This is a genomic window from Mucilaginibacter sabulilitoris, assembly GCF_034262375.1.
Lineage (GTDB): Bacteria > Bacteroidota > Bacteroidia > Sphingobacteriales > Sphingobacteriaceae > Mucilaginibacter > Mucilaginibacter sabulilitoris.
Genome location: NZ_CP139558.1, coordinates 1,326,452 through 1,351,314, shown reverse-complemented (window position 1 = coordinate 1,351,314; position 24,863 = coordinate 1,326,452). Strand labels below are relative to the sequence as shown.

Here is a 24,863-nt window from a genome sequence, read left to right as displayed (position 1 = left end):
TATCAGCATGAAATTACGTTACCTGATTGTACTGGCCGCCTGCATTTTCTCGAACATTACTGCATCAGCACAAAACACCGCTGTAGCCAACACTCCCCCTATGGGCTGGAACAGTTATAACTGCTTTGGCTCGGCGGTGCATGAAGATGAGGTAAAGGCCAATGCCGATTACATGGCAAAATATCTGAAACCATACGGATGGCAATACATCGTGGTTGATTTTTTATGGTCGTATGATAATCCGCAGGGCAGTAATATTGGCAACCCATTTCAAAAAAGGTTACAGGATGGCTCTTATATACCCTGGTTAACTATGGATAAATGGGGCCGTTTAACACCTCAACCCAATAAATTCCCTTCGGCATTTGGCGGTAACGGCTTTAAACCGCTTGCCGATTATGTGCATGCTCAAGGTTTAAAATTCGGCATCCATGTTATGCGGGGCATCCCGAGGCAGGCCGTGTGGGCTAAGTCGCCGGTAAAAGGGGTTAGCGGTATTACTGCCGATATGATTGCCGACACAAATTCTACCTGCCCATGGATGAACCACATGTACGGGCTGGATATGAAAAAGCCGGGCGCCCAGGAATACCTGAACTCGTTATTGGAGCTTTATGCCTCATGGGGTGTTGATTTTATTAAAGTTGATGACCTTTCCCGCCCATACAGCGCTGCCGAAGTGGAAGGTTATAAAAAAGCAATTGACCAATGCGGCAGGCCTGTAGCATTTAGCCTTTCGCCCGGCGAAACTCCGGTTAGCCAGGCAGCACATGCCACCAAATATGCCAATATGTGGCGCATGGCCGATGATTTCTGGGACAACTGGAAAGAAGTGCTGCACATGTTTGATTATGCTAAAAGCTGGGAAGGCGTAGGTGGCCCCGGCCACTGGCCCGATTGCGATATGATACAAATAGGCAAGCTGTCAAAACGCGGCCCGGTTGGCGTTGAACGCTACAGCCGCTTTACCGAAGATGAACTTTATACCCACATGACCTTTTGGTGTATCTATCGCTCGCCCCTGATGCTGGGCGGCAACCTACCCGAAAACCGCGAGCTGGAATTAAAGCTGTTTACCAACAACGAAGTGCTTGCCACCAACCAAAACGGCGAAAACCCACGCCAGCTATACAAAAAAGATGGCGCTATGGTTTGGTATTCGCACGTGCAGGGAAGCAAAGATCTATATGTGGCACTCTTCAACATAGGTGAGAAAGCACAAAATGTATCCGTCGATTTGGCGGCATTGGGTTTAAAGGGCAAAATAAAAGTGCGCGACCTGTGGAAGAAACAGGATATCGGTGCTTACAAAACAAATTATCAGCAAAATATTAATATACATGGCGCGGCGCTGTTCAGGCTGTCGCCCGCAAACTAATAACTAATCACAAAATCAATAATTAATATACATGATCGATTTAAAAACATTTGAAGTTTGGTTCATTACCGGAAGCCAGGATCTGTACGGCGAAGAAACATTAAAACAAGTAGCTGAACACTCACAGCAAATAACCGCCGGGCTTGACAATTCCGGAAAAATTCCCGTACGCATCGTTTACAAACCGGTGGTTAAAAGCACCGACGAAATATATACAACCCTGCAGCAAGCCAACGTTGCAGAAAACTGCATTGGTATTATTACTTGGATGCACACATTTTCGCCGGCCAAAATGTGGATTCGCGGTCTGAGCATCCTTAAAAAGCCAATGCTGCACCTGCATACGCAATTTAACCGCGATATTCCATGGAGCTCTATTGATATGGACTTTATGAACCTTACCCAAAGCGCCCACGGCGATCGTGAGTTTGGGTTCATGGTATCGCGTATGCGCATCAACCGTAAGGTAGTTGTTGGCCACTGGCAAGATCCTGAAGTGTTGAGCCAGATAGAAACCTGGACACGTGCCGCCGCCGGCTGGTACGACTGGCAGGGCGCCAAGTTTGCCCGTTTCGGCGATAACATGCGTTTTGTAGCCGTTACCGATGGTGATAAGGTAGAAGCCGAACTAAAATTTGGGTTCTCCGTAAATACCTATGGCATCGGCGATCTTGTTGCGATTATCAACGCCGTAAGCGAAGCCGATGTTAACGCCCTGGTAGATGAATATGAAGCTACCTACACCATGGCCGATGAGCTTAAGAGAGGCGGAGCAAAACATTCATCAGTCTATGAGGCTGCCAAAATTGAATTGGGCATGCGCAAATTTTTAAAAGATGGCGGCTTTAAAGGTTTTTCAGATACGTTTGAAGATCTGCATGGCATGGCTCAATTGCCGGGTATTGCCTCACAGCGCCTGATGGCCGACGGCTATGGCTTTGCAGGTGAAGGCGACTGGAAAACGGCTGCTTTGGTACGCGCGCTTAAAGTAATGGGCTCAGGCTTAAAAGGCGGCAACGCTTTTATGGAAGATTATACCTATCACTTTGATCCCAATAACGCCTTGGTATTAGGTTCGCACATGCTGGAGGTTGACGCTTCTTTAGCAAACGGTAAGGCTTCGTTAGAAGTACATCCTCTGGGTATTGGCGGCAAGGCCGATCCGGCCCGTTTGGTTTTTAATGTAGCCGGTGGTGCTGCGCTTAATGCCTCCATTGTTGATATGGGCAACCGTTTCCGCCTGCTTATAAATGAGGTTGAGGCCGTTGAACCGCAAAACGACCTGCCTAAACTGCCTGTAGCAAGGGTATTATGGAAACCTTATCCTGATATGAAAACCGGCTGCGCTGCCTGGATTTATGCCGGTGGGGCACACCACACCGCTTACAGCCAAAACCTGACAGCAGAACACCTGCAGGATTTTGCAGACATGGCCGGTATTGAGTTTTTACGCATAGGAAAAGACACCAGGATAGACCAGTTCCGCAATGAGATACGCTGGAACGATGCTGCTTACAGATAGACCCTTCTAAAATTCACCCGGCGGCATGATGGGAATTTAAGCCGCTGGGTAAATTTATTTTTAACCCGCAATAAATTAATTAAAACCACATTATGAGTAAGTTTTCCACCATTGATTACGTCATATTCGTTATCTATTTTTTTGTAGTAGCAGGATATGGCTATTGGGTATACAATCGCAAAAAAAAGGCGGGGGTATCCGGCAGCCATGATTTCTTTTTGGCCGAAGGTTCGCTTACCTGGTGGGCAATAGGCGCGTCACTTATCGCTTCCAATATTTCGGCTGAGCAATTTATCGGTGCCAGCGGCCAGGGTTTTACGGTAGGTATTGCCGTTGCTGCATATGAATGGATAGCTGCCATTGCGCTCATTATTGTGGCGGTTTGGTTTATCCCGGTATATCTTAAAAATAAGATATTTACCATGCCCCAGTTCCTGGAAACGCGGTACAATCAGGCGGTTAGTTTGATCATGGCCATTTTCTGGTTGTTTTTATATGTATTTGTAAACCTGACTTCGATACTGTTCCTGGGAGCGCTGGCCATTAATAGCCTGGCCGGTGGCGACCCTAACACTTTCCATTGGATAATTATCGCGCTTTCCGTTTTCGCGCTGGTTATAGCGCTTGGTGGCATGAAGGTAATTGGCTTTACCGATGTTATACAAGTGCTGGTACTGGTAATTGGTGGTTTAGCGACCACCTATATTGCCTTAACACTGGTGAGTGAGCATTTTGGTTTAGGTAAAAACGCGTTAGCCGGTTTTACAGCTATGCTTAAAGATTCGCCGGAGCATTTTAAAATGATATTGGCCAAACCAGGCCCAAATGCATCACAGGCCGATATTGATAAGTACCTGTTGCTGCCAGGGATTGCCATGTATTTTGCCGGGCAATGGATAGTAAATTTAAATTACTGGGGTTGTAACCAATACATCACCCAAAGGGCCTTGGGTTCCGATTTGAAAACAGCCCGCACCGGGATATTATTTGCCGGTTTAATGAAACTGGCCATGCCTATTATTGTGATACTGCCGGGCGTAGCCGCTTATGTTTTATATAAAAACGGTGGCCTGCAACAGGAAATGAACGCTGGTGGTCATTTAAATCCAGATAATGCCTACTCGGCTGTACTTGGCTTTTTGCCAAACGGTTTAAAAGGTCTTTCCATAGCAGCCTTAACGGCGGCTATTGTGGCCTCGCTGGCTGGCAAGGCCAATAGTATATCTACCATATTTACTATGGACATATACAAAAAATACATTAAAAAGGATGCTGATGAAAAAGGCATGGTATTAATGGGCAAGTTTGTTATTGTGGCAGCCATGGTGCTATCTATATTACTAACCTGGAAAGATCTTTTAGGTATAGGCGGCGAGGGTGGCTTCACCTTTATTCAAAAGTACACCGGTTTTATCAGCCCGGGTATATTTGCCATATTTATACTGGGCTTTTTCTGGAAACGTACAACCGGGGCAGCAGCCATTGTGGGTATCGTAACCGGGTTTGCCATGTCGGTATTGTTCAATAATTACGCTCCTAAAATATTCGGGCACGAAACCTGGCTATACACCGCTTTCCCTAACGGGCATGGTGGTTACGAAATACCGTTCCTGATCTGTATGGGACTGTCGTTCCTGTTCACCATAATAGCCATCGTAATTGTAAGTTTTGCCGGACCGAAAATTAACCCCAAAGCCTTTGTACTCGACAAAAGCATGTTTAAGGTTGAACCTTCAACACTGGCTTTAATTATAGTTACCTTATTACTGCTCACGGCGCTTTATGTGAGGTTCTGGTAACAGAAAACATTTATAAATAGTAGACCAAACGCGTAAGGAAAATTCCTTACGCGTTTTTTCTTTTCAGGCATTAAGAAGCCTTTCGTTGCAAAGCTGCTTCCCAGCCAATAATGGCATTTTTGCGTGCAGATCCCCAATGATACTGCCCAATTTCGCCGGTTGATTTGATAACCCGGTGACAGGGTATCAGGAATGCTACGGGATTGTTCCCAACGCTGGTTCCAACCGCTCTTGATGCTTTTTCAAAGCCTGCTTTTTTGGCAAGGTCGCCATAGGTGGTAAGTCCGCCCGGCGGCACTTTTAATAACGTTTCCCATACCTTTATCTGAAAGTCGGTGCCTTTTAGGTGCAGTTTTATTTCATCCAGACGGCTCCAGTCCTGCGTAAAAATAAACAGGGCATTTTGCTGTATCCTGTCCACAAGCTGGCTGTAAGCTGCGTTTGGATAATTTGCCTTCAATTTTTCCAGGGCCAATTCTTCACCCTCGTCAACAAACGCCATGTGGCATATCCCTTTATTGGTAGACGCTACGATCACCTTACCAAATGGCGTATCGGCAAACGAATAATTGATTTGAAGCGACGAGCCGCCGTTTTTATATTCGCCGGGTGTCATCCCCTCAACCTTGATAAACAGGTCGTGCAGCCTGCCGGTACCTGATAAACCAGTTTCAAAGGCCGTTTCAAAAAGGTTCGAATTGGTGTTTTTTAATATTTCCTTAGCATGTTCTATGCTCAGGTACTGGAGAAATTGCTTTGGCGTTACCCCGGCCCATTCCAAAAACATACGTTGAAAATGAAATGGGCTGAGGTGCACGTGTTCGGCAACATCATCAAGGCTTGGCTGCGATTTAAAGTTTTCCCTGAAGAAACTAATCGCCTCCGCTATTCTGTTATAATCTATTTCCTGTTGCGTTTTCATAACGTTCTGCTATGTATCGGTAATTTATATTTTTTAATTGACAGCACATACGGCCTCATAAGTTAATAAATGAGCTTTAACCTTATTTCCCCAGAAAAAGCCATAAAAATTACCATCGGCCCGGATAACCCGGTGGCAAGGGATCAAATAACCAACCGGATTCGCTCCTACGGCTGCGCCAATCTCCCGCGAATCGGGATTACCATCACCTAACATTTTGTAGTTTGTAACCCCGCCGAAAGGGATCAACAACAGCTTTTCCCAAATGCTTAACTGGTATTCGGTACCTTTTAAATGCAAATGTAATGGCTGTTCGGTTTCGGGATTTTCTATCCGGTTTATTGCTGCGATATGCCAATCTGTACTGCCTGCCATTAAATTACTTTCGGGGAAGCGCTTTTTTACATCGGCTATAGCTTTGGTTTCATCCTTAACAATAAACCCCAGATAAGTTATACCCTTTGAAGTAGCGGCTATTAAAACCTCGCCCAGTGGTGTTTCTTCAATTGTATAATACATGGGCAATAGCTCATCGCCAGCCTCCCATTTTACTATGATAAACGATGGATGGGCAGATTGAAAATGAGTGTTTTTAATACGCTCCTTCAATACAGCCTTATCTAAAATTGCTGAACTGTTATCTGTGCCGGTTAAACCGTTACTAAATAAATTTAATTGAGCTTTCATGATTTATTCCTTTTTGTTACACTACAAAATTATCTTACTAATTGCCTCGTTTAAACCCGTTTCTTGCTGACTTTAAATATACTACTCAGCACTTTATGAAGATTATAAACCATAATGCAACATAGCAAGAAACGGGTTTGTAACCGTTCGGCCGCCATTAATTTTGAACTAAACTTTTGAATGATGGAAACACAACGGGCTTTAACTATTAAACAACGTATAGACAACCTTAACTGGCAGGAAATTACAAAGACCTTACATGACAAGGGTTTTGTAATTGTTAAAAACGTTTTGAATAAAGAGGAATGCGATACCCTGATTAAAGATTATAATGCCGATGAATACCGGAAAACAATAAACATGGAGCGCTATCGGTTTGGAAGCGGGGAGTACAAATATTATAAATACCCTTTGCCGACTATCATTACCAATTTAAGGGAAAGTATTTACCCTCAAATTGCACCGGTTGCCAACAAATGGATGCAGGAACTTGGGATCGATAAGCAATTTCCCCCTGCCCATGAAGAGATGAAAAACCTGAGCCATGCAGCAGGGCAAACAAAACCTACCGTATTGATATTGCAATATGCTGAAGGCGGGTTTAACACCTTGCACCAGGATTTGTATGGAGAAGTATATTTTCCTTTACAAATGGTTTTTATGCTTGATCAAATAAACCACGACTATACCGGCGGCGAGTTTGTGATAACCGAACAGGTACCACGTGCGCAATCAAAAGCAAATGTATTAACACCCGGTTTGGGCGACATGGTTTTATTCACTACTAACTTTCGGCCGGTAAGGGGAAGCAAGGGATACTACAGGGTTAATATGAAGCACGGTGTAAGTCCGCTGCATAGCGGGCATAGGCATAGCCTGGGCATTATATTTCATGATGCGCTTAGCTAATACAGAAATTACTATGAAAAACAAATCGAATGAATCGGCAAACGAGGATACTCTTTTAAATAAGCCAGCTATTATAAACCGCATTAATAACACCGTATTGCAATTGACCAATGATGCCTTTACAATAACAGAATGGGAACCGGAAGACAATGCTTTGCCGATATTCTGGAAAACAGCAGATACCACAATTGGAGAAGTACTTATAGCGGCTACAATAAAGGGAGTCTGCTTTTTAGGTTTTACAAATGGCGATAGGACATTTGCGTTTGCCGATCTTAAAAGAAGATTTCCCGGGAGCATTTTTCCGGAGAAAGAAACGGAATATATAAAGGAAGCCGTGGCGCATTTAAATAGTCCGGAGCTTAACCTCCCGGTACATCTTCATTTAAAAGGTACCGCGTTCCAGTTAAATGTATGGAAAAGACTGACCCTGGTGCCTTTTGGCGGGATTACTACTTATGCGGCGTTAGCTAATGGCGTCCGGAATGCGCGGGCCACCGGAACAGCTGTGGGCGCCAATCCGGTAAGCTATATTTTACCATGCCATCGCGCGGTTCGGTCTGACGGCAGTTTTGATCGTTATTATTGGGGCAGTGAGGTAAAAAGAAAACTGCTTGCTTATGAAGACAATGAGCGGTAAAGCAAAAACATAAAGCCGGGCAATTGTTTAAATTTACAGATCATGTTACAAAACAGAGTTGACCCACTTGGCAACATTATTAAAACTCCCGAACGCGGCGCGTGGCTCGGGAACAGAGGGGTGATACATAATGAGCAGAAAGAAATTATACGTCCTTTTAAAATAAAGGCGTGGATCACCTGCGTTTTAGAATTCAGGGGGCGCTACCGCAAAGTGATGACACCCGACCGTTGGACCGAGCTTTTCTTTTTAGACGAGGCCACCGCGTTCTCAGCCGGGCACCGCCCTTGTTTTCAGTGCCGGTACGCAGATCATATACGTTTTAAAGAATTTTGGTTAAAGGGTAACCCGCAATATGGTTTTGATATGAAAACCCCGGTAGCCAGGATAGACGACATCCTTCAATCGGAAAGGATTGCCGCCGACAAATCAAAAGTTACTTATGAGGAAAATCCCAAAGCACTTCCCGACGGTACACTCGTGTTATACAAAGACAAACCCCACCTGTTTAAGCAAAACCAATTGTTTTTGTGGAGCCCCGGAGGTTATGGAAACCCGATTGTGTTGCCCGAAGCAGAAAAGTTGACGGTACTTACCCCCAGGTCTTTTGTAAATATGTTCAGTGAGGGTTATATACCTCAAATGGCGGTTTGATTTTTAATAATGAACGGGTAATTGCATTAAACAATTTCGGTTGTCGATTGTCAACTTTGTGATGTATCTTTAGTTAAAAATTAAAACTAACTACCATGATTAACCCAGAAGACGAACTCCCTCTTGACGACCTCGAAGACGGAGACAAAGACGATCAGCGAAGCCAGCAGGATGTGCATTCAAATGGTCTGGATGAAGAAAGAATACCGTCGCCGGAAAGTGATGAGCCTCCCACCGATCTTTTAAACCAATCATTCAGGGCATCAGAATCGTCTTATACCTTAAACTACGATAACGACGAACCACCTGCCAAAAAAGACAAAGAGTAAATAGCATTCAGCTACAAACTTGAATGTTCTGCACAAGGCTTCTACATTGATTAATGTAGAAGCCTTGTTTTTTTAATGCCTTACAGTTTGAAGTTAGCACTGGCAAATGCCGTTGTATTATTCAAAGTGTACATCGTCTGCTTTAAGTTTATAAATGTCTAACTGAGCCATAAATAGGTACCGGGAGTACGCTGCTTATTATAGCTTAGTAAAAAGTTTTGGCATGGTACCGGGGATGCCGGCAGGTTAGAATTTACCTTATATTTGCCCGGATGCCATCTGTATTTCCATGAAAGTAATTTATAATTAAATGAAAGATACACCCTTCAGAATTTCTCCTGGAATTATATGGATCAGTTCAATTTTCCTGGGCTTGCTTGCCTCTGTGCCACAAATAGCAGAACGGCATTTTAATACCGCGGAGGCCGCCGTAAACTCGGCAATCACGGCTTTATTTGCGTTGTTTGTATGGTACTATAACATATACACACTGCAAGGAAACCCGTCTAAACAAAAAAACAGAAGTTTCTCGTATTCCCGGCTATTAACCAGCCTGGTGCTGGGCCTGGGCGTTATGCTGGCGTTAGCGGCCATTCAGCAATTAATATTGTCACATATCAATTTCGGGCCGGTGATGTTAATGGTTGAAGTAAGGGGTATACTTATTAACCTCGTTTTTTACATGTTCATACATCTCATGTATCAGAATTATAAAAACCAGCAGGTTAACATTGAGCTGGAGCGCATCAAATCTGATAACCTGGGCGCACAGTATGAATTGCTCAAACAGCAGATAAACCCCCACTTTTTGTTCAATAGCCTTAATACCCTGAAGGCCATGGTTGAAACCGATGATAAAAACTCGGTCGACTTTATTTTGAAGCTCGCAAATTTCTATCGTTTTACATTAGAAAGCCGTAAATTAGACCTCATCCATTTATCAGAAGAACTGGAAATTGTAGATGCTTATAATTTTTTGCTGAAAGCAAGATTTGAGGATGGCTTTACTTTTACAAATACCATTGACAGTGAATATCTCGGCACACTTATTCCGCCATTTACTTTACAGTTACTGATAGAAAACTGCATCAAACATAATGTGGTGTCGTTAGAGCGACCGTTACATATAAAGCTTTATACTGAGGATGACTCCATAGTTGTTGAAAACCAGCTACAGTTAAAAAAGACTGAAGACTCATCTTTAGGTGTAGGCCTTAAAAATATTGACCTGCGTTATATGCACCTGTTAAACAAGAAAGCTGAAATTATAACTACCGATAAAATATTCAAAATAAAACTCCCGCTAATACATGAATATAATCATCATTGAAGACGAATTAAAGGCAGCCAGGTCACTTCAGAATATCATATCAGAGATAAAACCGCAGGCAAAAATTACTGCACAGCTCCAGAGTGTGGAAAGCTCTGTACGTTATCTTTCTGAACAACAGCAGCCCGATTTAATATTCATGGACATTCAGCTTGCTGATGGCTTATGTTTCGAGATTTTTAAATCGGTTAAAGTTTCGTGCCCTATTATATTTTGTACCGCGTTTGACGAGTATTCGCTTGAGGCATTTAAAGCTAACAGCGTGGATTATATACTTAAGCCGTTTTCAAAAAATGATATAGCCGAAGCCTTTAAAAAGGTAGATGAGCTCAAAAACTTTTTCCAGCAGAGCGTTATGCCTGATATTAATAGCTTACTATCGCAAATTGCACCTCCGGCCGGAAAAAAGAGCTTTCTTGTATTTAAACACAACAAGTATATTACCATAGCTACAGATACTATCGCTTTTTTTTACATCAGGAACGAGGGTACTTCTATCATGTGTTTTGATCAGCAGGAATACAGTATTAACCAATCGCTCGACCAGGTTGCAGGCCTGTTATCGCCTGCTCAGTTCTTCCGGTTAAACAGGCAGTACCTGATCAATTTTAGCGCTGTAAAAGAAGTTGAACATTATTTTATGCGGAAGTTATATGTAAAGCTGGTTATTCCAACGCCCGACAAATTACTTGTCAACAAAGAAAAATCTCCACTCTTCTTAAACTGGCTCGAGAACAGGTAAGCTTATCCCATATTTAGCAACAGCCAGGAAAGCTCCGTACAGCTTTTCGGGCTGTTCACCTCTGTGCTTCTTAATCTATTCATAGTCTAATTATTCCGGGCTCAAAAACGCCGGGTTAGGCCCCTATTATGTCTACCTGAGCTCTTTTTACCTGTTTTCCGGACTGTAATGACTGTATTTTTGAATTAAATAAAACATCAGAAAATATGAAACCTATTAAATTTTTAAGTCTTTGCGCCGGTCCTATGCTGCTGGCAATTGTAGCAGGAGCCGCCATCAACCATAAAACAGAACCCGTTAAAAGTGCCGATCAAACCATAAATGGAAAGGGATTTGCCCTATTAGAATTGTTTACATCAGAAGGCTGCTCAAGCTGCCCGTCTGCTGATGAATTACTGGCCAAAATTCAAAAAGAATCACAGGGGAAACCTGTTTATGTACTGGCCTACCATGTTGATTATTGGAACCAGTTGGGATGGAAAGACATTTTCAGCAATGCCGACTATTCAAAGCGTCAAAAAGAATACAGCTACACCCTTAACGCCCAGGTTTACACCCCGCAGGTAGTCATAAACGGAAAATCTGAAGCTGTAGGATCAGACGAACGTGCCCTTCGCAACGCTATTGCCGAAGGATTGGCAGGCTCACCTTCGGCCAACATTACACTTCAGGCACAGCAAAACGGCGATAAGCTTACTGTAAATTACCAGGTAACGAGCGGCTCAGCAACTGACAAGCTATTATTAGCCGTAGTACAAAAATCTGCTGTAAGCAAAGTAAAGGCTGGTGAAAACGATGGTCGTACCCTAACACATGCCCAAATAGTACGTGGGCTGTACCCTGTGAAACTAACACCGGAGAAAAAAGGTGTAAGCACTATTAAACTTCCGCAAGGCTTTAATACACAAGGCTGGGAGGTTGTAGGGTTTGTACAAAGCAAAACCAATGGCGAAATTTTAAGCGCTACAAAGGCTCAATTTAGCGCAACGTCAACTGCTGCGTTATAACTCGCGGTTGCGAAACCAGAATAAATAAGGAAGCCCGTCAGTTTTAATTGGCGGGTTTTCCTTGTATATATATTTATTAGGGTAGTAATTTAGCGCTATCAGCTTTTACTTTCAGCTCCTTGCCGGCTATATCTTCCCAACGGTAATAGTGGAATGTTTTATCGTTACACATTACCACAAAAATACCGTGTTTAAATGTATCGTTAAGCGGAGTAGCTGTTACATCAGAGCCATCACTTTCGTGCGCTTCTACATTGGCTATCTTCACCAGTTTATGGTCAAACGGATTTTTCGCTGTGCCCTCGCGACTAAAAATCTGAAAACGATTAGCTCCCTGGTCAGATACCAGGATATAGCCGGTGGTTGGGGTTAATTTATAAATGGAGATACCTTCATGGTCGGCCTTAAAGCCCGTAGTACCAAATATGGCCAGCTCTTTGTCGCCTTTCTCCGGATCGGCATAATACTGGCGCACACCAACCTGCTCGTCCGAATAATAAATATAACCCAGCTCGTTATCAACCGCAATTGACTCAATTTCCTTTTTACCGCTGTATTTACCAAACTTACGAACCAAAGTAGCTTTCACGTGGCCGGTACCATCATCCTGTAATAAATACTGCCATAAATATCCGCCATCTTTCGGGCCGTTTTTACGGCCAACCACGGCATACATTTTACCCGCTTTTGAGGTATAAATGGATATCCCCATCAAATCGCGGTATTCAAAACCGGTTTCGCCTACAAATACATCAATGCCACCATTGTCTACAGGTTTCATGTCGGGCAAAGAGTATATGCGCAGTTTATGGGTCATACGCTCGGTGGTAATGGCAATATCTGTGGGCTTGCCGCCTAACATCAGGCCATACGCTAAATCGACGTTGTTTGGCCGTTTTAGTCCCCGTACTACTTTATCTTTAATAATCTTCCCCTGCAGGTCAAATACATACAGGGCACCTTCGCTGTTCTTGTCGGTACCAATTATCAGACTTTTCGCATGATTAGCGGGGTTTATCCAAATGGCCGGATCGTCGGTGTCAAACAGTACCGGTTCTGTAATAACAGCCGGTTTTATAGCTGTTGCCGTGATACCTGGCACAGCGGGTTGTTTATCGTCGCGCACCTGGCTTTGGCCGCAGGCGGTATTGAGCAGTACAATAGCCAATGGGGCAAATAAAAAATTGTTTAGTTTACTCATTAATAATATGTTAAAGCTCACCACACAGGGGCGATGAGCTAATTGAACGTCGCGTTAATTACTTTGTACCAAAAGCCCCTATATAATTGGCAGGCTCCGGCGAAGTATAGGTTATTCCGTTAACCGTTATACCCGCCGCATGGTGCCTTGTAAAGTTGGTTTTGCCTTTGCCTAAAGCAGGTGATCCGGCTTGTAAATGAAAATCCCAGGTAAGATCAAAATCGGGGTTTAATACCGGGGTTGATTCAGGGTAGTTCACGAACTTAGGATCGTTATCACCAGCCTTGTTACTGATAATATCGTTTACACCAGCTACAATATCGTTTGATGGCTGAAACTGATTTACCGTGGTTTGATCATAACCAAAATACAGGTTATTGCTGATCACGGAGCGCTTATCTTCCGGCGCTTTGGTATCTCTTTTTATGCCGAAACGGGTATTGGCAAACAGGTTGTTATACAAATCAACATGAACGGTATTTTCTACCCAAATAGAACCACCTTTAGCCGATGGTCTGCGCCAGCCGGTATTGATCATGGTATTGTTATAGGCGATGATATAAGCCTGCGGGGTACGGTCGCCGGAGTTAGATAGCTTTAAGGCATTGGTATTGGTGCTGTACACCATATTAAAGCCAACATCGGCCAAACAGCCCGATTTAAAGTTCATGGCCTCGCCGCCTGTTACGCCAGTAGTATAAAATATATTGTTGGCAAAAATGATTTTACCACCTTCAATATAAGTACAGTCTTCCTGAAAATTCCGCACTGTACAGTTAACTACAATAAGCTTTCCGTTTACATTTGAAAACCATAGCGCAGGTAAGTTTTCGCCGGCGGTAGCCTTATATAAACCTTGTTTTACCGAAGTTGAGGCATCAGAAGTAGTATTACCTCCGTACTCTAAAATAGTATGGTCAAGCACCAGTTCGCTGCAGGTTGGAGCTGCCAATATACCGCCCCACATTTTACCAAACTTTTTAGCCGGTGTTTTATAAGCATCGTTCACGGTAAATTTCACCGGGTTTTCGGCCGTACCTAAAGAGTACAAGTTTCCCCTCACTATAAATTCGGGTTTAGCCAGGGTATCCATTAATACGGTAACACCTTCTTCAATGGTGAGTGATTTTCCTTCGGGGATAATAACATCACCCTTAATAATCTGGGTGCTGCCTTTTGCCCATACACCTGATATTTCGCCCAAAGCAGAGCCATCGTTAGAGCTGGTATCTACATCGAGGTTAGCTTTTCTGCAACCGGTAAAGGCGATAGCCGATATCAGCATAGCTGCAAATATTTGTTTTAAGTTCATCATGTTATGAATTGATAATGATTAATGTTTTTAAAGTTTATAGCGTACACCTATAAGGTAAGTTTGTTCATAATAATCACTGCGGATCAGGGTACGCCCGTTAGATTCGTCCAGCCCTGCAACATTTGCATTGGCCGGGTTGGTGCCTTTTATAAACAGCTTGCTTGGGGTGTTAAGCAAGTTGCCGCCCTTAATAAATACGCTCAGGTTATTTTTAAATCTCTTTTCAACAGAAGCATCCATCTGAATAAAACCTTGCTGCCATAAATCGTTATCTAAAAATTGCGAAACTGTATTAATACGTGGGCCTGTGTAAGCTCCGGACACCTGTGCATCCCAGCCCTTTTTGGTATCCTTATAAAGCAGGGAAATATTTGCAATATGTTCTGACTGTCCAAAAAGCGGTCTTGTTTGATTTACCAGCCTGGTTTGCAAGTCGCCGTTGGCATCAATATACCTCGAATCTTTTGGCGTGGTAATACGTGAATGTGTGTAGGTATAGTTGGCTTTTACACCAAACTTATTAATAAACTTAATAAAATCGAGCTCAACACCGTAATTGTGCGCTGTACCAAAGTTGCCTGGTGTATAATAAATATCCTGGCCACGGGTGGCATCTGGTTTAAAAATATACTCAATTGGGTCTTTGATAGATTTATAGAATGCACCTAATAACAATTGTGTAGATGCATTTGGAAAAAGCTCATATCTTAAATCAAAGTTATCGGCTATAGCGCGTTTCAAATCCGGGTTACCGCGTTCTTCATATTCCTCATTCACTACTTTGCTCGGCACTATCTCATAAAACCCCGGGCGATTAATTGACCTGAAATACGAAGCATGCAATTGCTCTTTATCCGTAAAAAAGTACTTTAAGGTTAAGCTTGGCAGTACATCGGTATACACTTGGCTGCCCTTTGGACGTAATTCGCCCTGCGGGAAAAGCAGGTTATATCCCTGGTTGGTATGTTCAACCCGTGCGCCACCCACAACCTGTACAGTTTTCGTAGTAAACTTAAACATACCATATCCTGCACCAATCTTTTCAGAAGCATCGTAAGTTAATGGGTTATTTACTGCACCCCCCGGATTTGTTACCGTAAAATTGAGGTCGGTATAATTTTGAAAATCCACACCATAAACAGCGTTCGGGTTAACCGGGGTTAATGAATAATTGTTATAAAAACCACTGCGTTCCTTATCACGATATAAACCACCCGCAGAGAAATCAACATTAACTCCTGCAATTGGCGCTGTATAGGTAAGGTCAAGGTAACCCGCTTTATCTTCGTCGGTGTTACGTTCCCAACGATAGTTAAGCGGCGTGCCATTACTCAATAGGGTACGGGTATTTATATAATTTTCGCGGACACCATTCAGGGAAATTGAAGTATTATCAGGCACTTCATTTTCGGCAGATGAATAAACCGCCGACCATTGTACCTTTAATTTATCATTAAACAGTTTATGATCGCCACGCAGCATACCATTGTAAATTTGCTGTTCTGTTAAACGGCTGCGTGTTGAGTAACCTAACTGGGCCTGTCCCGGATCTGGGTGATAGCTATTGGCAAAATCAATAGAAACCTCATCGCGAACCTGAATATTGGTAAGGTTAACATAGGTATTAAATAAACTTAGCTTGTTGCGGCTGTCGATTACGTAATCAACTTTTGAGAACAGGCCGTAACGTTTTTGCTGCTCTGAATATTGCCGGTCACTCCTGCTGGTAATAGAAGCGAACTTATCCGTACTGGCAACTTTTGAATCAAAGAATACACTATTGCTTCCCCGGTAAGTATTTTGATAACTACCCGCAACAAGCACGCCAAGCTTGCTATCAAAAAAGCGCTGACCTAATGACAAGCTGCCTACCACGTTAGGTGCGGGGTGCTTTAAAGAATAGTTCAGCGTTCCCTTAGGAAAATCGGCCTGGGTAGCCTGGTAAGCTTTACCATTAATTTCTGAAGGCGATTTGTGGTTTATTGACCCATAATCATAACTCATAAATTTGCGGTCGAAAAATAACTGGCTATAGCCTCCGGCAATGTTGGCGTTTACTTCAAAACGGTCGGGAGCGTCTTTCATCACCATGTTCACAACGCCGCCAACGGCATCACCTTCCAGGTTAGGGGTAAGGGTTTTATAAACCTCCAGCCTGGCTAACAAGTCTGACGGGAATATATCAAGCGGCACATAGCGGTATTTGTTATCGGGACTTGGTATTTTAACGCCATTAACCAATGTATAGTTATAGCGTTTATCCATACCCCTCAATATGGCGTATTGCCCGTCGCCATTGCTGTTCCTTTCAACAGATACGCCCGAAACACGCGCTATAACGTTGGCCACGGTTAAATCTGGCGATATTTCTATAGCCCTTCCGGATACAACGTTCATCACCTGGGTTGACTGCTGCTCCAAACGCCTGGCTGTATTTTCTGTCGACCCATTCTTTTTTGCAGATATTGAAACTTCCTGCAGGGCGGTACTGGCATCTTCCATATATATTTTTACGGAAGGGTTATCCTCCTTTAATATATCCAGTTCCTTTGCAACGGTTTTATACATCACATAAGAAATACGCAGGGTCTGTTTTCCCCTTGGTACATCTTTGAGCTCAAATGAGCCATCTAAACCGGTAGTTGTCGCTTTCTTAGTATTATCGAGGTTAACCGTGGCGCCCACCATTGGTTCGCCGGTTTTACGGTCATAAACATAGCCCTTAAGCTTTGTTGCGTTTGCTGCCGTGGCACACAACAGCAGGAATAATAAGGTCTGTAGATATTTCTTCATTGTTTGCTGATTGATACAATTGTGAGTTGTTTTTTTTTGACGGGGCAAAGGTGTTTAAACAACTCTTATCACCAGGAATATTGGCCGTTACAAAAAGGAAACAGCGTTACAAGCCGCGTATATACAACAGCAACTTATTTAATTAAGTAATTGATTTACAATATTTTAAACATTATCAAAATCGCCATTATGCTTTCGTTACCGTTACATTAAGCAAATGTTAAGCACCTGAAAGGCTTTTTAGCATTACAGGGCCTGAATGAAAGTAGAGAGGTTATCGCCCTGCTGAATGTTGAGTTTTTTACGTAGCCGATACCTTGCAACCCTCAAACTGTCTATAGAAATACCCAACAAGCCGGCAATATCTTTAGAATCCATATTAACCTTAAGCAATGCAATGAGCCTTATATCTGTTGAGGTAAGATCATTGCTATGCTGTTTCAGTTTATCATAAAAACGCTGATGAACCTGTTCAAAAGCAACGGTAAACTCTTTCCAGTGCTGCTCGTGATTAAAATTCTGGTTAATTTGCTGAATGATCTGCTGCATCTGTTTTTTCTGGTCACGCTTATCATCCTTAACCATGTCCTGAAGTGTATTACGCATGCTTTCCAGCAACTGGTTATTTTTAATGAGGTTTAAGGTATGTGCGGATAGTTCATTACTTTTAAGCTCCAACTGTTGTTTCAGGCTTTCCTCTTCAAGCTGTTTATTCTTTAATTCAAGTTCCATCAGCTCCCGTTGCGCCTCAAAAATGGAATTATTTTGTTCGGCCAAAACACGCTGGTCTTTGATCTTTAAACGCTGCCTGCTAAAGATAACCACGCCCAGAATGATGAGTAATAATACAATGGTAATAACCGCTACCGTAATTATCTGGTTAGTTTTACGGATATTATTAAGCCTTATAATTTCATCGCTTTTTTTATCCATATCATACAGCACCTGCAAAAAAGCGGTTTGTTTGAGGCTTTCCCTTGAATACACCTCGAGCGAATATTTGCGGCTAAGTTCAAGATAATGGTAGGCGCTATCCAGCCGGTTTAATAATTGGTAACCCTTGCCTATGTCGCGGCTGGAAGCCGCAAGCTGATACAGGTTATTGGTTTTTAATGACAGTGCATAAGCCACGCGAGATTGCTGTATGCCTTGTTCATATTTACCCGTTTTACGCAAAATGTCGCCAATATTATTAATCACCTCAAGACTGGCCACTTCATCATGGTGTAAACGGTAAAGCTCCAGTGATCTTTTAAAACAGGTGTAAGAAGAATCGTAGCTTGTCAGGTCTTCATAAATGCTGCCTAAATTTTCATATATCTTGGCCTGACCATAGTTATCCCCTATCTGGTTATAGGTTTTTAGTGCTAAATGCTGATAATAAAAAGAGCTGTCGTATTTATGATGCTTTTCGTACAGGTGCCCGATAGCGCCAAATACTTCTGCCTGACCCTTCTTATTGTCTGTTGACTTATAAAGCGACAAGGCCTTTTTATATAGTTGGTATGATTTATCTGATTGCTTGTTGTAATAATACAGGATCCCCATTTTACTCATATTTTCGGCAAGCAGGTCCCTGTTCCCTTCCTGTCCGAATATTTTATCGGCATGCAAATAAAAATCAAGGGCCTGGGCATAATGCCCCTGGTTAAAGCATATCTGCCCCATTTGTTGCAAACTCCTTCCCGCTGCAAGGTTATCATTATCCTGAACGGCCCTGGCATGAATCTTTCTCAGAACAATTAATGCTGAATCTGGATGTTGTTGACCCGATGATTGCAACTGCTGCAATTCGCGGGTTTCATTTACCTGGGCCAAAGCCGCGTTGTTCAGCAATAATAAAAGTAGTAACAGTACCAATTGGGTGGTTTTGGCAGGGATATTACTCATATATAAAAATTAAGCAAATGATCATAGCATTAAAACAAAGCGTTAATTATTATAAAAATATACAGGTAGCCAACCAATTTCAAATAGCAAACAAAGGAAACATTTTAATGTAATGTTAATGTTAAGTAATTGACTTAAACATCATTAATAACCAACTTTTATTTAACATACATTAAGTTCAAACCAAAGGTTTTGGCACAGAAGACTCTTGCCAAAGCATAAAATTTCGTCATATTCCTAAAAGATGTAAGCCGGAGAGAGCTGTAATATTTACAATTCGAACTTGATCACGCCTGGTATCACGCCTGACTTTAGCCAATTCTTTACAATAAGCGTGAATAACTTTACACCTATTGTGAAGTATTCAAAGGCGTTTTACAATTTCACATTCAATTGCTGAGTTGCTTTATTAATTGAATACCATTTAAATAAATTTGAAGTATCAAAGAGTGATATAAAAACTTACTTTTTTGTACGGATGAATAAAAAACCTTAACACAAAAATTTCATCTCATAACCATAACGGAACAGATGCAGCACAGAATTAATCTGGGGTAATTTTCTGTTCAAAATTTAAACGGTCATGTAAGTGGTATAGCGAAGCTGTGACCGGCTATGACGTAGAGCCTGAAGTTTTAAACAATGATTTGGCTATCCGCAATTATTAAGCGAGCCATGAAAATAAACGTGACATGATAATAAAACCAGACTTGATGGTCAGTGTATGCTGTACAACTTATAACCAGGAGCAATTTATCGCCCAAACCGTCGAGAGCTTTTTGATGCAGCAAACTAATTTTCAATTCGAAATTATTATTGGGGAAGACTGCTCAACTGATAGTACAGGCGAGATATTAAAATCATTTACAGAAAAGTATCCCGACAAGGTTAAGGTAATTACCCCCGAAAAAAATGTTGGTCCGCATCTTAACATGGTTAATGCGATTAAATATTGTACCGGTAAATATATAGCGATTTGCGACGGCGATGACTACTGGACAGACCCCCATAAACTGCAAAAGCAGGTTGATTTTTTAGAGCAAAATCCGGAGTATGTTATTTGTTGCCACTATACCAAGGTAGTTGATACCCATGGCAATATGCTGTATGTTGAACCCAATCCCGTGCCACTGGTTCACACCTATCATGATTTACTTAGCGGTAAACAGGTAGAAACAAAAACGGCCACTGTAGTATATCGTAATCTGCCCGAAATACATGCTTTATTTCAAAAACCATGGTATTTTGATTGCTACGCAGCCGATAAGTTTCTTAAAATTTTTGCCACCTCTGTTACCGGCGGTAAAATATACGTAATTCCCGAGGTAATGAGCTGTTATCGTAACCATACCGGAGGTATATGGAGCATGATTAAAACCGACAAACGGATGGAAATGGTGATCAGCGATTTTAACCTTATCATCAGGAAATTCAGTTATCGGGGCATTGTCAAGTATAAACTATTAAAGTTATATTTAAGAAGGTACATTATATATGAATTGAAGAAACGCAGGATACGCAAGGTTTACGCCACGGTAAAATACCTGCTTTAATTTTTAAGGCTGTTCACGACTAAAAACGGGTATATTATCGCCGTCCGGCATCGTAATAACCTGTTTAATAAAGCGCAATTACCATTTATCATTTTGCCAATGCATAGGCAGGTTTACCTGCACATGGCTCCGGCTCGTTCATATTGTTACAAACGCCCCTATCTGTAGCATTAATTCATCCTGCTTTATTATTTACACTAATTGCCCATCTATCTATATAAAAGAGGGCGATGACCATACTACCGATGAATCCATCTGATGGGAAATAGCAACCTGCATTTATATGCAGATGCGGAAAAAACTCTTTAAAAACAATTTAAACGTGCCGAAACATATTAACTATTAATCTAAACGAGAACTATGCATTACCAAAACTTCACTATCAGGGATAAAAAGGAATGGGACGCTTATATAAACAGGTCAAAAACATACGAAGTTTATCACTCCTGGTATTATCACTCTTTAAATAAAGAAGGTGAGCCAATTTTGTTTGTACATGAGGAAGGCGAGTTTTTTATTGCTTTACCGGTAATTAAGCGTAAAATAGATGATTCTCCATTTTACGATATGACGTCTGCTTATGGATATTGCGGGCCTTTATCTAATATTGATCTCTCAACCCTGTCGGCAGCCACAATTGCGCATTTTAAAACCGCTTTTGTAAGCTTCATGAAGAAAGAAAAGGCTGTATGTATATTTTCAAGACTACACCCATTCCTCAATCAGCACTATATCCTGGAAAGTATTGGCGGATTACAAGAAAATGGAACAACCTTGTATATGGACCTTTCAATGTCTATTGAGGAGCAGCGAGGTAAATATGAGAAAAGGCTTTCGCGCCAGGTAAGAAAACTGCGTGAAAAGGGATATATCATTAAAGAGGTAAACAGCCCGGAAGACATTAAAAACTTCACCGCAATGTATTGTAAAAATATGGACCGGGTGAACGCCTCATCACATTATTATTTTGACGAGCAGTATTTTGCCGATCTGCTTAATGCAGAAGGGTTTGATAATAAACTTATTCTTATTTACGACGGTGAAGAATTGATTTGCGGAGCGCTTATATTGTTATCAGACGATATTATCAGAAACCATCTTTCAGCAACATCTCCCGAATACCTGAAAGAATCGCCAAGTAAATTATTAACAGATGAGATAAGCATGATTGGCAGAAGGCTTGGAAAGAAAATATTCCACCTTGGAGGCGGAGTAGGTGGCAAGGAGGATTCTCTTTTCATGTTCAAAAAATACTTTTCAGATCTGCAGATGCAAGACCGCATCTGGTGTTATATTAATGATAATGCTGCTTATAATGATCTTGTTTTAAAGGCCGGTGCAGAGGCAAATGGAGAATCAAATTATTTCCCATTATATCGTCAGCCGAAAAGAAAAACACAACCTTACGTTTCAAACATAGAAACCAACGCTATTTAAATTTCCCCAAACCAAGTAATATGAAAAATAAGATCACTTATTCAGATACCGACCTTGATACCTTTAATAAACTAATGGACGAGTATGGCTGGATTATTTATGAAGATGCATTAGATACCACTTTTGTTGATGAAATTAATGACTCATTGATAAAGGCATATGAAGTAAGACGCGATATTCAAATCAAAAACGGAATAAGTGCAAACATGAACGGCACATTGCACCATCTGGTAGAACGGGATACTTTTACCCTTAAATTTCTTGAACGGAAATATTGCGCCAACCAGATAGGGCATTTTTTAACCGGGAAATACATTCTGAATTCATTAGGTGCTGTAATAAACCAAAAGGACGATAAGCCTTATGTACAAAATATTCACCGCGACATAAGAAGCTTTACCGGCGATTTTAAAATGATGATCCAGATGATGATTATTTTAGATGATTTTACCATTGAAAACGGGGCAACTTACTTCCTGTCAGGCTCTCATAAGCAGGATGACAAGCCGGAAGAGGGGTATTTTTTCCAGCACGCAGATCGTGCGGTAGCAAAAAAGGGCAGCATCATTTTGTTTGACTCTAACTTATGGCATGCCGCCGGTAAAAACAATACAGAAGGTAAAAGAAGAACGCTGACCATGGCATTCACCCGTCCATTTTTTAAACAGCAGCTTGATTATCCCCGCTTTTTAGGCTATACCTTTGGTGAGGGATTGAGCGAAGATTTAAGACAAGTGTTAGGCTATAACGCCCGCACACCAGAAAACCTGAATGAATATTATCAGCCGGTTGAAAAAAGAATGTACCAGCCAGGACAGGGTTAATTAAATTCAACAATCGGTATAAATAATTACCAAAAAATAACACAAACGGCCCGGGCTATATAGCCCGGGCCGTTTGTGTTATAACCAGAATTGAATTTATTATTCCAACGTTCTCACGCCACTAATGGTGGCCGCATTTTGCTGATGAAGGTCAAACACTCTAACATCATTTTTGCCTTTGCGCAGCCAGTTTGCAGGGCAGTACAAACGGAACTGAGGCCCAACATTCCAATATCTGCCCAAATTATGGCCATTTACCCATACCACTCCCTTTTTAAAGTTACTCAGGTCAAGATAGGTATCGTTTATTGTGCTTAATTCAAAGCTTCCATCAAAGAAAACGCCGTCGTGAAAACCTTCCGGGTATTTTGGCTTAAGGGACGAAGCAAACTTATCATCCATTGGCAGTTTAAATATTTCCCAGTTGGTAAGGGTCATGCCTTCCAGGGTAACGCGGTCGGTTATACCTTTGCGATCAATCATGTACTGTGCAAAATTGATATGCCCCATGTTCTCTACCAAAATGTCCAGAACAGGGTCTTTCACATCGGTTTTAGGTAGTTTGATAGTCCATTTACCTCCGTCACGATACACGGTATCAATCAGCTTGCCATTCAGTAACACAAGGGCAAAATCATGAGGTTCGGTAATGGTTAAATTGCCGCTTTTATGGCCTATTAATTTGGTACGATATAAAATAAAACCGCTGTATTGTCCCAATGCCTCCATTGTTTTGGGCTGCGGCGACTTTATTGCGGCGGGCAGCTCTTTCCACACCGTAGTAAATGGCTGCATTTGAAATGCCGGTATAGTTGCTGATGGGATTGGCTTGGGTACTTCCGGTATTTTATATTTAACATATTTAGCGATCAGGTCGCGCAGGGCAAAATATTTATCTGTCGGCGCACCCTGCTCATTAACCGGGGCATCATAATCATAGCTGGTAACATCGGGTTGAAATTGCGTTGGATTAAAAGCATTCGCCCCGGCATTAAAGCCAAAGTTTGTGCCGCCGTGTATCACATATAAATTGAATGACCTTTTATGATCCAGCAAATAAGTTACCTGTTTTAAAATATCGGCCTTATCGGGTCTTTGCCATTTTTCTTTCCAGTGTGTTAACCATCCCGGATAAGTTTCGCTGCTAAAGGCAGGTACGTTAGGATTTTGTTTAAACGCCTGCTCAAAATCGGCATCACTTATACCGCTATCCAAACCTATGGCTGCCCCGTCAACACTACCGGCTTCCAGCATAAAGGCTGTCGGGCCATCGGCTGTGTAAAAAGGCACATTAATACCATTGTTAAGCCATAGTTTTCTCAGGCTTTTGATATATTCCCTGTCGTTTGAGTAGCTGCCGTATTCGTTCTCTACCTGAACCATAATGATAGGACCGCCACTAGTACATAGCAAAGGCTTTACCTGTTTGGAAAGCGCAGACACATACCGGCTAACCGCAGCCATATAGGTTGGATCCATACACCTTACTTTAATATCAGGAGTTTTTAACAGATAAGGGGGCAAGCCGCCAAAATCCCACTCCGCGCAAACGTAAGGGCCTGGTCTTAATAATACCCACATCCCTTCCTGCTTGCAGATATTGATAAACTCGGCAATATTTCTGTTCTCTGTTGTAAAATCAAATACACCGGGCTGCTGTTCCAGGTAATTCCAAAAAACATATGCGGCAATGGTATTACATCCCATTGCTTTGGCCATTTGGATACGATGGCGCCAGTATATTTTCGGTATCCGCGCCGGGTGCATCTCGCCGCTAATGATCTGGAAAGGTTTGCCATCAAGCAAAAAATCAGTTTTACTCAGGGAAAACACGTGTTTTTGCTGCGCGTTTACCATGCCTGCCGAAAAAAAGATCAAAAGCAAAAAGAAAAGCTTTTTCATAGAGAATTGAAGTTGTATGTATAAAAATA

The 24,863-nt window shown here is 42.0% G+C and carries 20 protein-coding genes; 13 read left to right on the top strand and 7 right to left on the bottom strand.

The features are described from left to right. Positions 1-7: 7 nt before the first annotated feature. From SNE25_RS05880 to SNE25_RS05870, 3 genes are all read left to right on the top strand, one after another. Positions 8-1,378: a glycoside hydrolase family 27 protein gene (locus SNE25_RS05880; protein ID WP_321564164.1), complete on the top strand. Its 1,371-nt coding sequence runs from the start codon at positions 8-10 to the stop codon at positions 1,376-1,378. Between the two features lie 31 nt (positions 1,379-1,409). Next, positions 1,410-2,900 (top strand): L-arabinose isomerase, encoded by a 1,491-nt coding sequence (araA, locus tag SNE25_RS05875; protein WP_321564163.1) that lies wholly within the window; start codon positions 1,410-1,412, stop codon positions 2,898-2,900. A 92-nt stretch (positions 2,901-2,992) separates the two neighbouring features. Further along, entirely contained in the window at positions 2,993-4,699 is a 1,707-nt protein-coding gene (locus SNE25_RS05870) for a sodium:solute symporter family transporter (RefSeq protein ID WP_321564162.1), read from the top strand. Positions 4,700-4,769: 70 nt separating this feature from the next. On the opposite strand, the gene SNE25_RS05865 is transcribed toward SNE25_RS05870, so the two are convergent. Both SNE25_RS05865 and SNE25_RS05860 read right to left on the bottom strand, forming a co-directional pair. Further along, a complete protein-coding gene (locus tag SNE25_RS05865; RefSeq protein ID WP_321564161.1) occupies positions 4,770-5,621 on the bottom strand; it encodes a bifunctional helix-turn-helix domain-containing protein/methylated-DNA--[protein]-cysteine S-methyltransferase in 852 nt (283 codons plus the stop codon). 33 nt (positions 5,622-5,654) lie between these two features. After that, entirely contained in the window at positions 5,655-6,308 is a 654-nt protein-coding gene (locus SNE25_RS05860) for a methylated-DNA--[protein]-cysteine S-methyltransferase (protein WP_321564160.1), read from the bottom strand. Between the two features lie 180 nt (positions 6,309-6,488). Here SNE25_RS05860 and SNE25_RS05855 point away from each other — a divergent pair, with 180 nt between their 5' ends. The 7 genes from SNE25_RS05855 (at position 6,489) to SNE25_RS05825 (ending at position 11,919) form a co-directional block, all read left to right on the top strand. Then, positions 6,489-7,217: a 2OG-Fe(II) oxygenase gene (locus SNE25_RS05855; protein ID WP_321564159.1), complete on the top strand. Its 729-nt coding sequence runs from the start codon at positions 6,489-6,491 to the stop codon at positions 7,215-7,217. Positions 7,218-7,230: 13 nt separating this feature from the next. Further along, positions 7,231-7,857 carry a methylated-DNA--[protein]-cysteine S-methyltransferase gene (locus SNE25_RS05850; RefSeq protein ID WP_321564158.1) on the top strand — a complete coding sequence of 209 codons (627 nt, stop codon included), beginning with the start codon at positions 7,231-7,233 and terminating at the stop codon, positions 7,855-7,857. 42 nt (positions 7,858-7,899) lie between these two features. Next, positions 7,900-8,511, top strand: a complete 612-nt coding sequence (locus SNE25_RS05845) for a hypothetical protein (RefSeq protein ID WP_321564157.1) — start codon at positions 7,900-7,902, stop codon at positions 8,509-8,511. Between the two features lie 95 nt (positions 8,512-8,606). Beyond that, positions 8,607-8,840 (top strand): hypothetical protein, encoded by a 234-nt coding sequence (locus SNE25_RS05840; protein WP_321564156.1) that lies wholly within the window; start codon positions 8,607-8,609, stop codon positions 8,838-8,840. Positions 8,841-9,150: 310 nt separating this feature from the next. Continuing rightward, positions 9,151-10,170 carry a sensor histidine kinase gene (locus SNE25_RS05835; protein WP_321564155.1) on the top strand — a complete coding sequence of 340 codons (1,020 nt, stop codon included), beginning with the start codon at positions 9,151-9,153 and terminating at the stop codon, positions 10,168-10,170. After that, on the top strand, positions 10,151-10,912 hold the full coding sequence (locus SNE25_RS05830) for a LytR/AlgR family response regulator transcription factor (protein WP_321564154.1): 762 nt from the start codon (positions 10,151-10,153) through the stop codon (positions 10,910-10,912). The genes SNE25_RS05835 and SNE25_RS05830 overlap by 20 nt, the downstream gene beginning before the upstream one ends. Before the next feature lie 206 nt (positions 10,913-11,118). After that, positions 11,119-11,919 carry a DUF1223 domain-containing protein gene (locus SNE25_RS05825; RefSeq protein WP_321564153.1) on the top strand — a complete coding sequence of 267 codons (801 nt, stop codon included), beginning with the start codon at positions 11,119-11,121 and terminating at the stop codon, positions 11,917-11,919. Between the two features lie 76 nt (positions 11,920-11,995). Here SNE25_RS05825 and SNE25_RS05820 read toward each other — a convergent pair whose 3' ends face one another. The 4 genes from SNE25_RS05820 to SNE25_RS05805 all read right to left on the bottom strand — a co-directional run bounded on the left by SNE25_RS05820 (position 11,996) and on the right by SNE25_RS05805 (position 19,118). Further along, on the bottom strand, positions 11,996-13,120 hold the full coding sequence (locus SNE25_RS05820) for a phytase (protein ID WP_321564152.1): 1,125 nt from the start codon (positions 13,118-13,120) through the stop codon (positions 11,996-11,998). A 58-nt stretch (positions 13,121-13,178) separates the two neighbouring features. Beyond that, positions 13,179-14,435, bottom strand: coding sequence for a right-handed parallel beta-helix repeat-containing protein (locus tag SNE25_RS05815; protein WP_321564151.1), 1,257 nt, complete (start codon positions 14,433-14,435; stop codon positions 13,179-13,181). A gap of 27 nt (positions 14,436-14,462) precedes the next feature. Continuing rightward, complete coding sequence (locus tag SNE25_RS05810) at positions 14,463-17,228, bottom strand: TonB-dependent receptor (RefSeq protein WP_321564150.1); 2,766 nt, start codon at positions 17,226-17,228, stop codon at positions 14,463-14,465. 246 nt (positions 17,229-17,474) lie between these two features. Beyond that, a complete protein-coding gene (locus tag SNE25_RS05805; protein ID WP_321564149.1) occupies positions 17,475-19,118 on the bottom strand; it encodes a tetratricopeptide repeat protein in 1,644 nt (547 codons plus the stop codon). Positions 19,119-19,810: 692 nt separating this feature from the next. Here SNE25_RS05805 and SNE25_RS05800 point away from each other — a divergent pair. The 3 genes from SNE25_RS05800 (at position 19,811) to SNE25_RS05790 (ending at position 22,932) form a co-directional block, all read left to right on the top strand. Then, the gene (locus SNE25_RS05800) at positions 19,811-20,671 is read left to right on the top strand and encodes a glycosyltransferase family 2 protein (RefSeq protein ID WP_321564148.1); all 861 of its coding nucleotides are present in this window, start codon (positions 19,811-19,813) and stop codon (positions 20,669-20,671) included. A 360-nt stretch (positions 20,672-21,031) separates the two neighbouring features. After that, entirely contained in the window at positions 21,032-22,108 is a 1,077-nt protein-coding gene (locus SNE25_RS05795; RefSeq protein ID WP_321564147.1) for a GNAT family N-acetyltransferase, read from the top strand. Positions 22,109-22,128: 20 nt separating this feature from the next. Beyond that, on the top strand, positions 22,129-22,932 hold the full coding sequence (locus tag SNE25_RS05790) for a phytanoyl-CoA dioxygenase family protein (protein ID WP_321564146.1): 804 nt from the start codon (positions 22,129-22,131) through the stop codon (positions 22,930-22,932). A 99-nt stretch (positions 22,933-23,031) separates the two neighbouring features. On the opposite strand, the gene SNE25_RS05785 is transcribed toward SNE25_RS05790, so the two are convergent. Next, complete coding sequence (locus SNE25_RS05785) at positions 23,032-24,834, bottom strand: glycoside hydrolase family 35 protein (RefSeq protein ID WP_321564145.1); 1,803 nt, start codon at positions 24,832-24,834, stop codon at positions 23,032-23,034. Between the last annotated feature and the right edge of the window lie 29 nt (positions 24,835-24,863).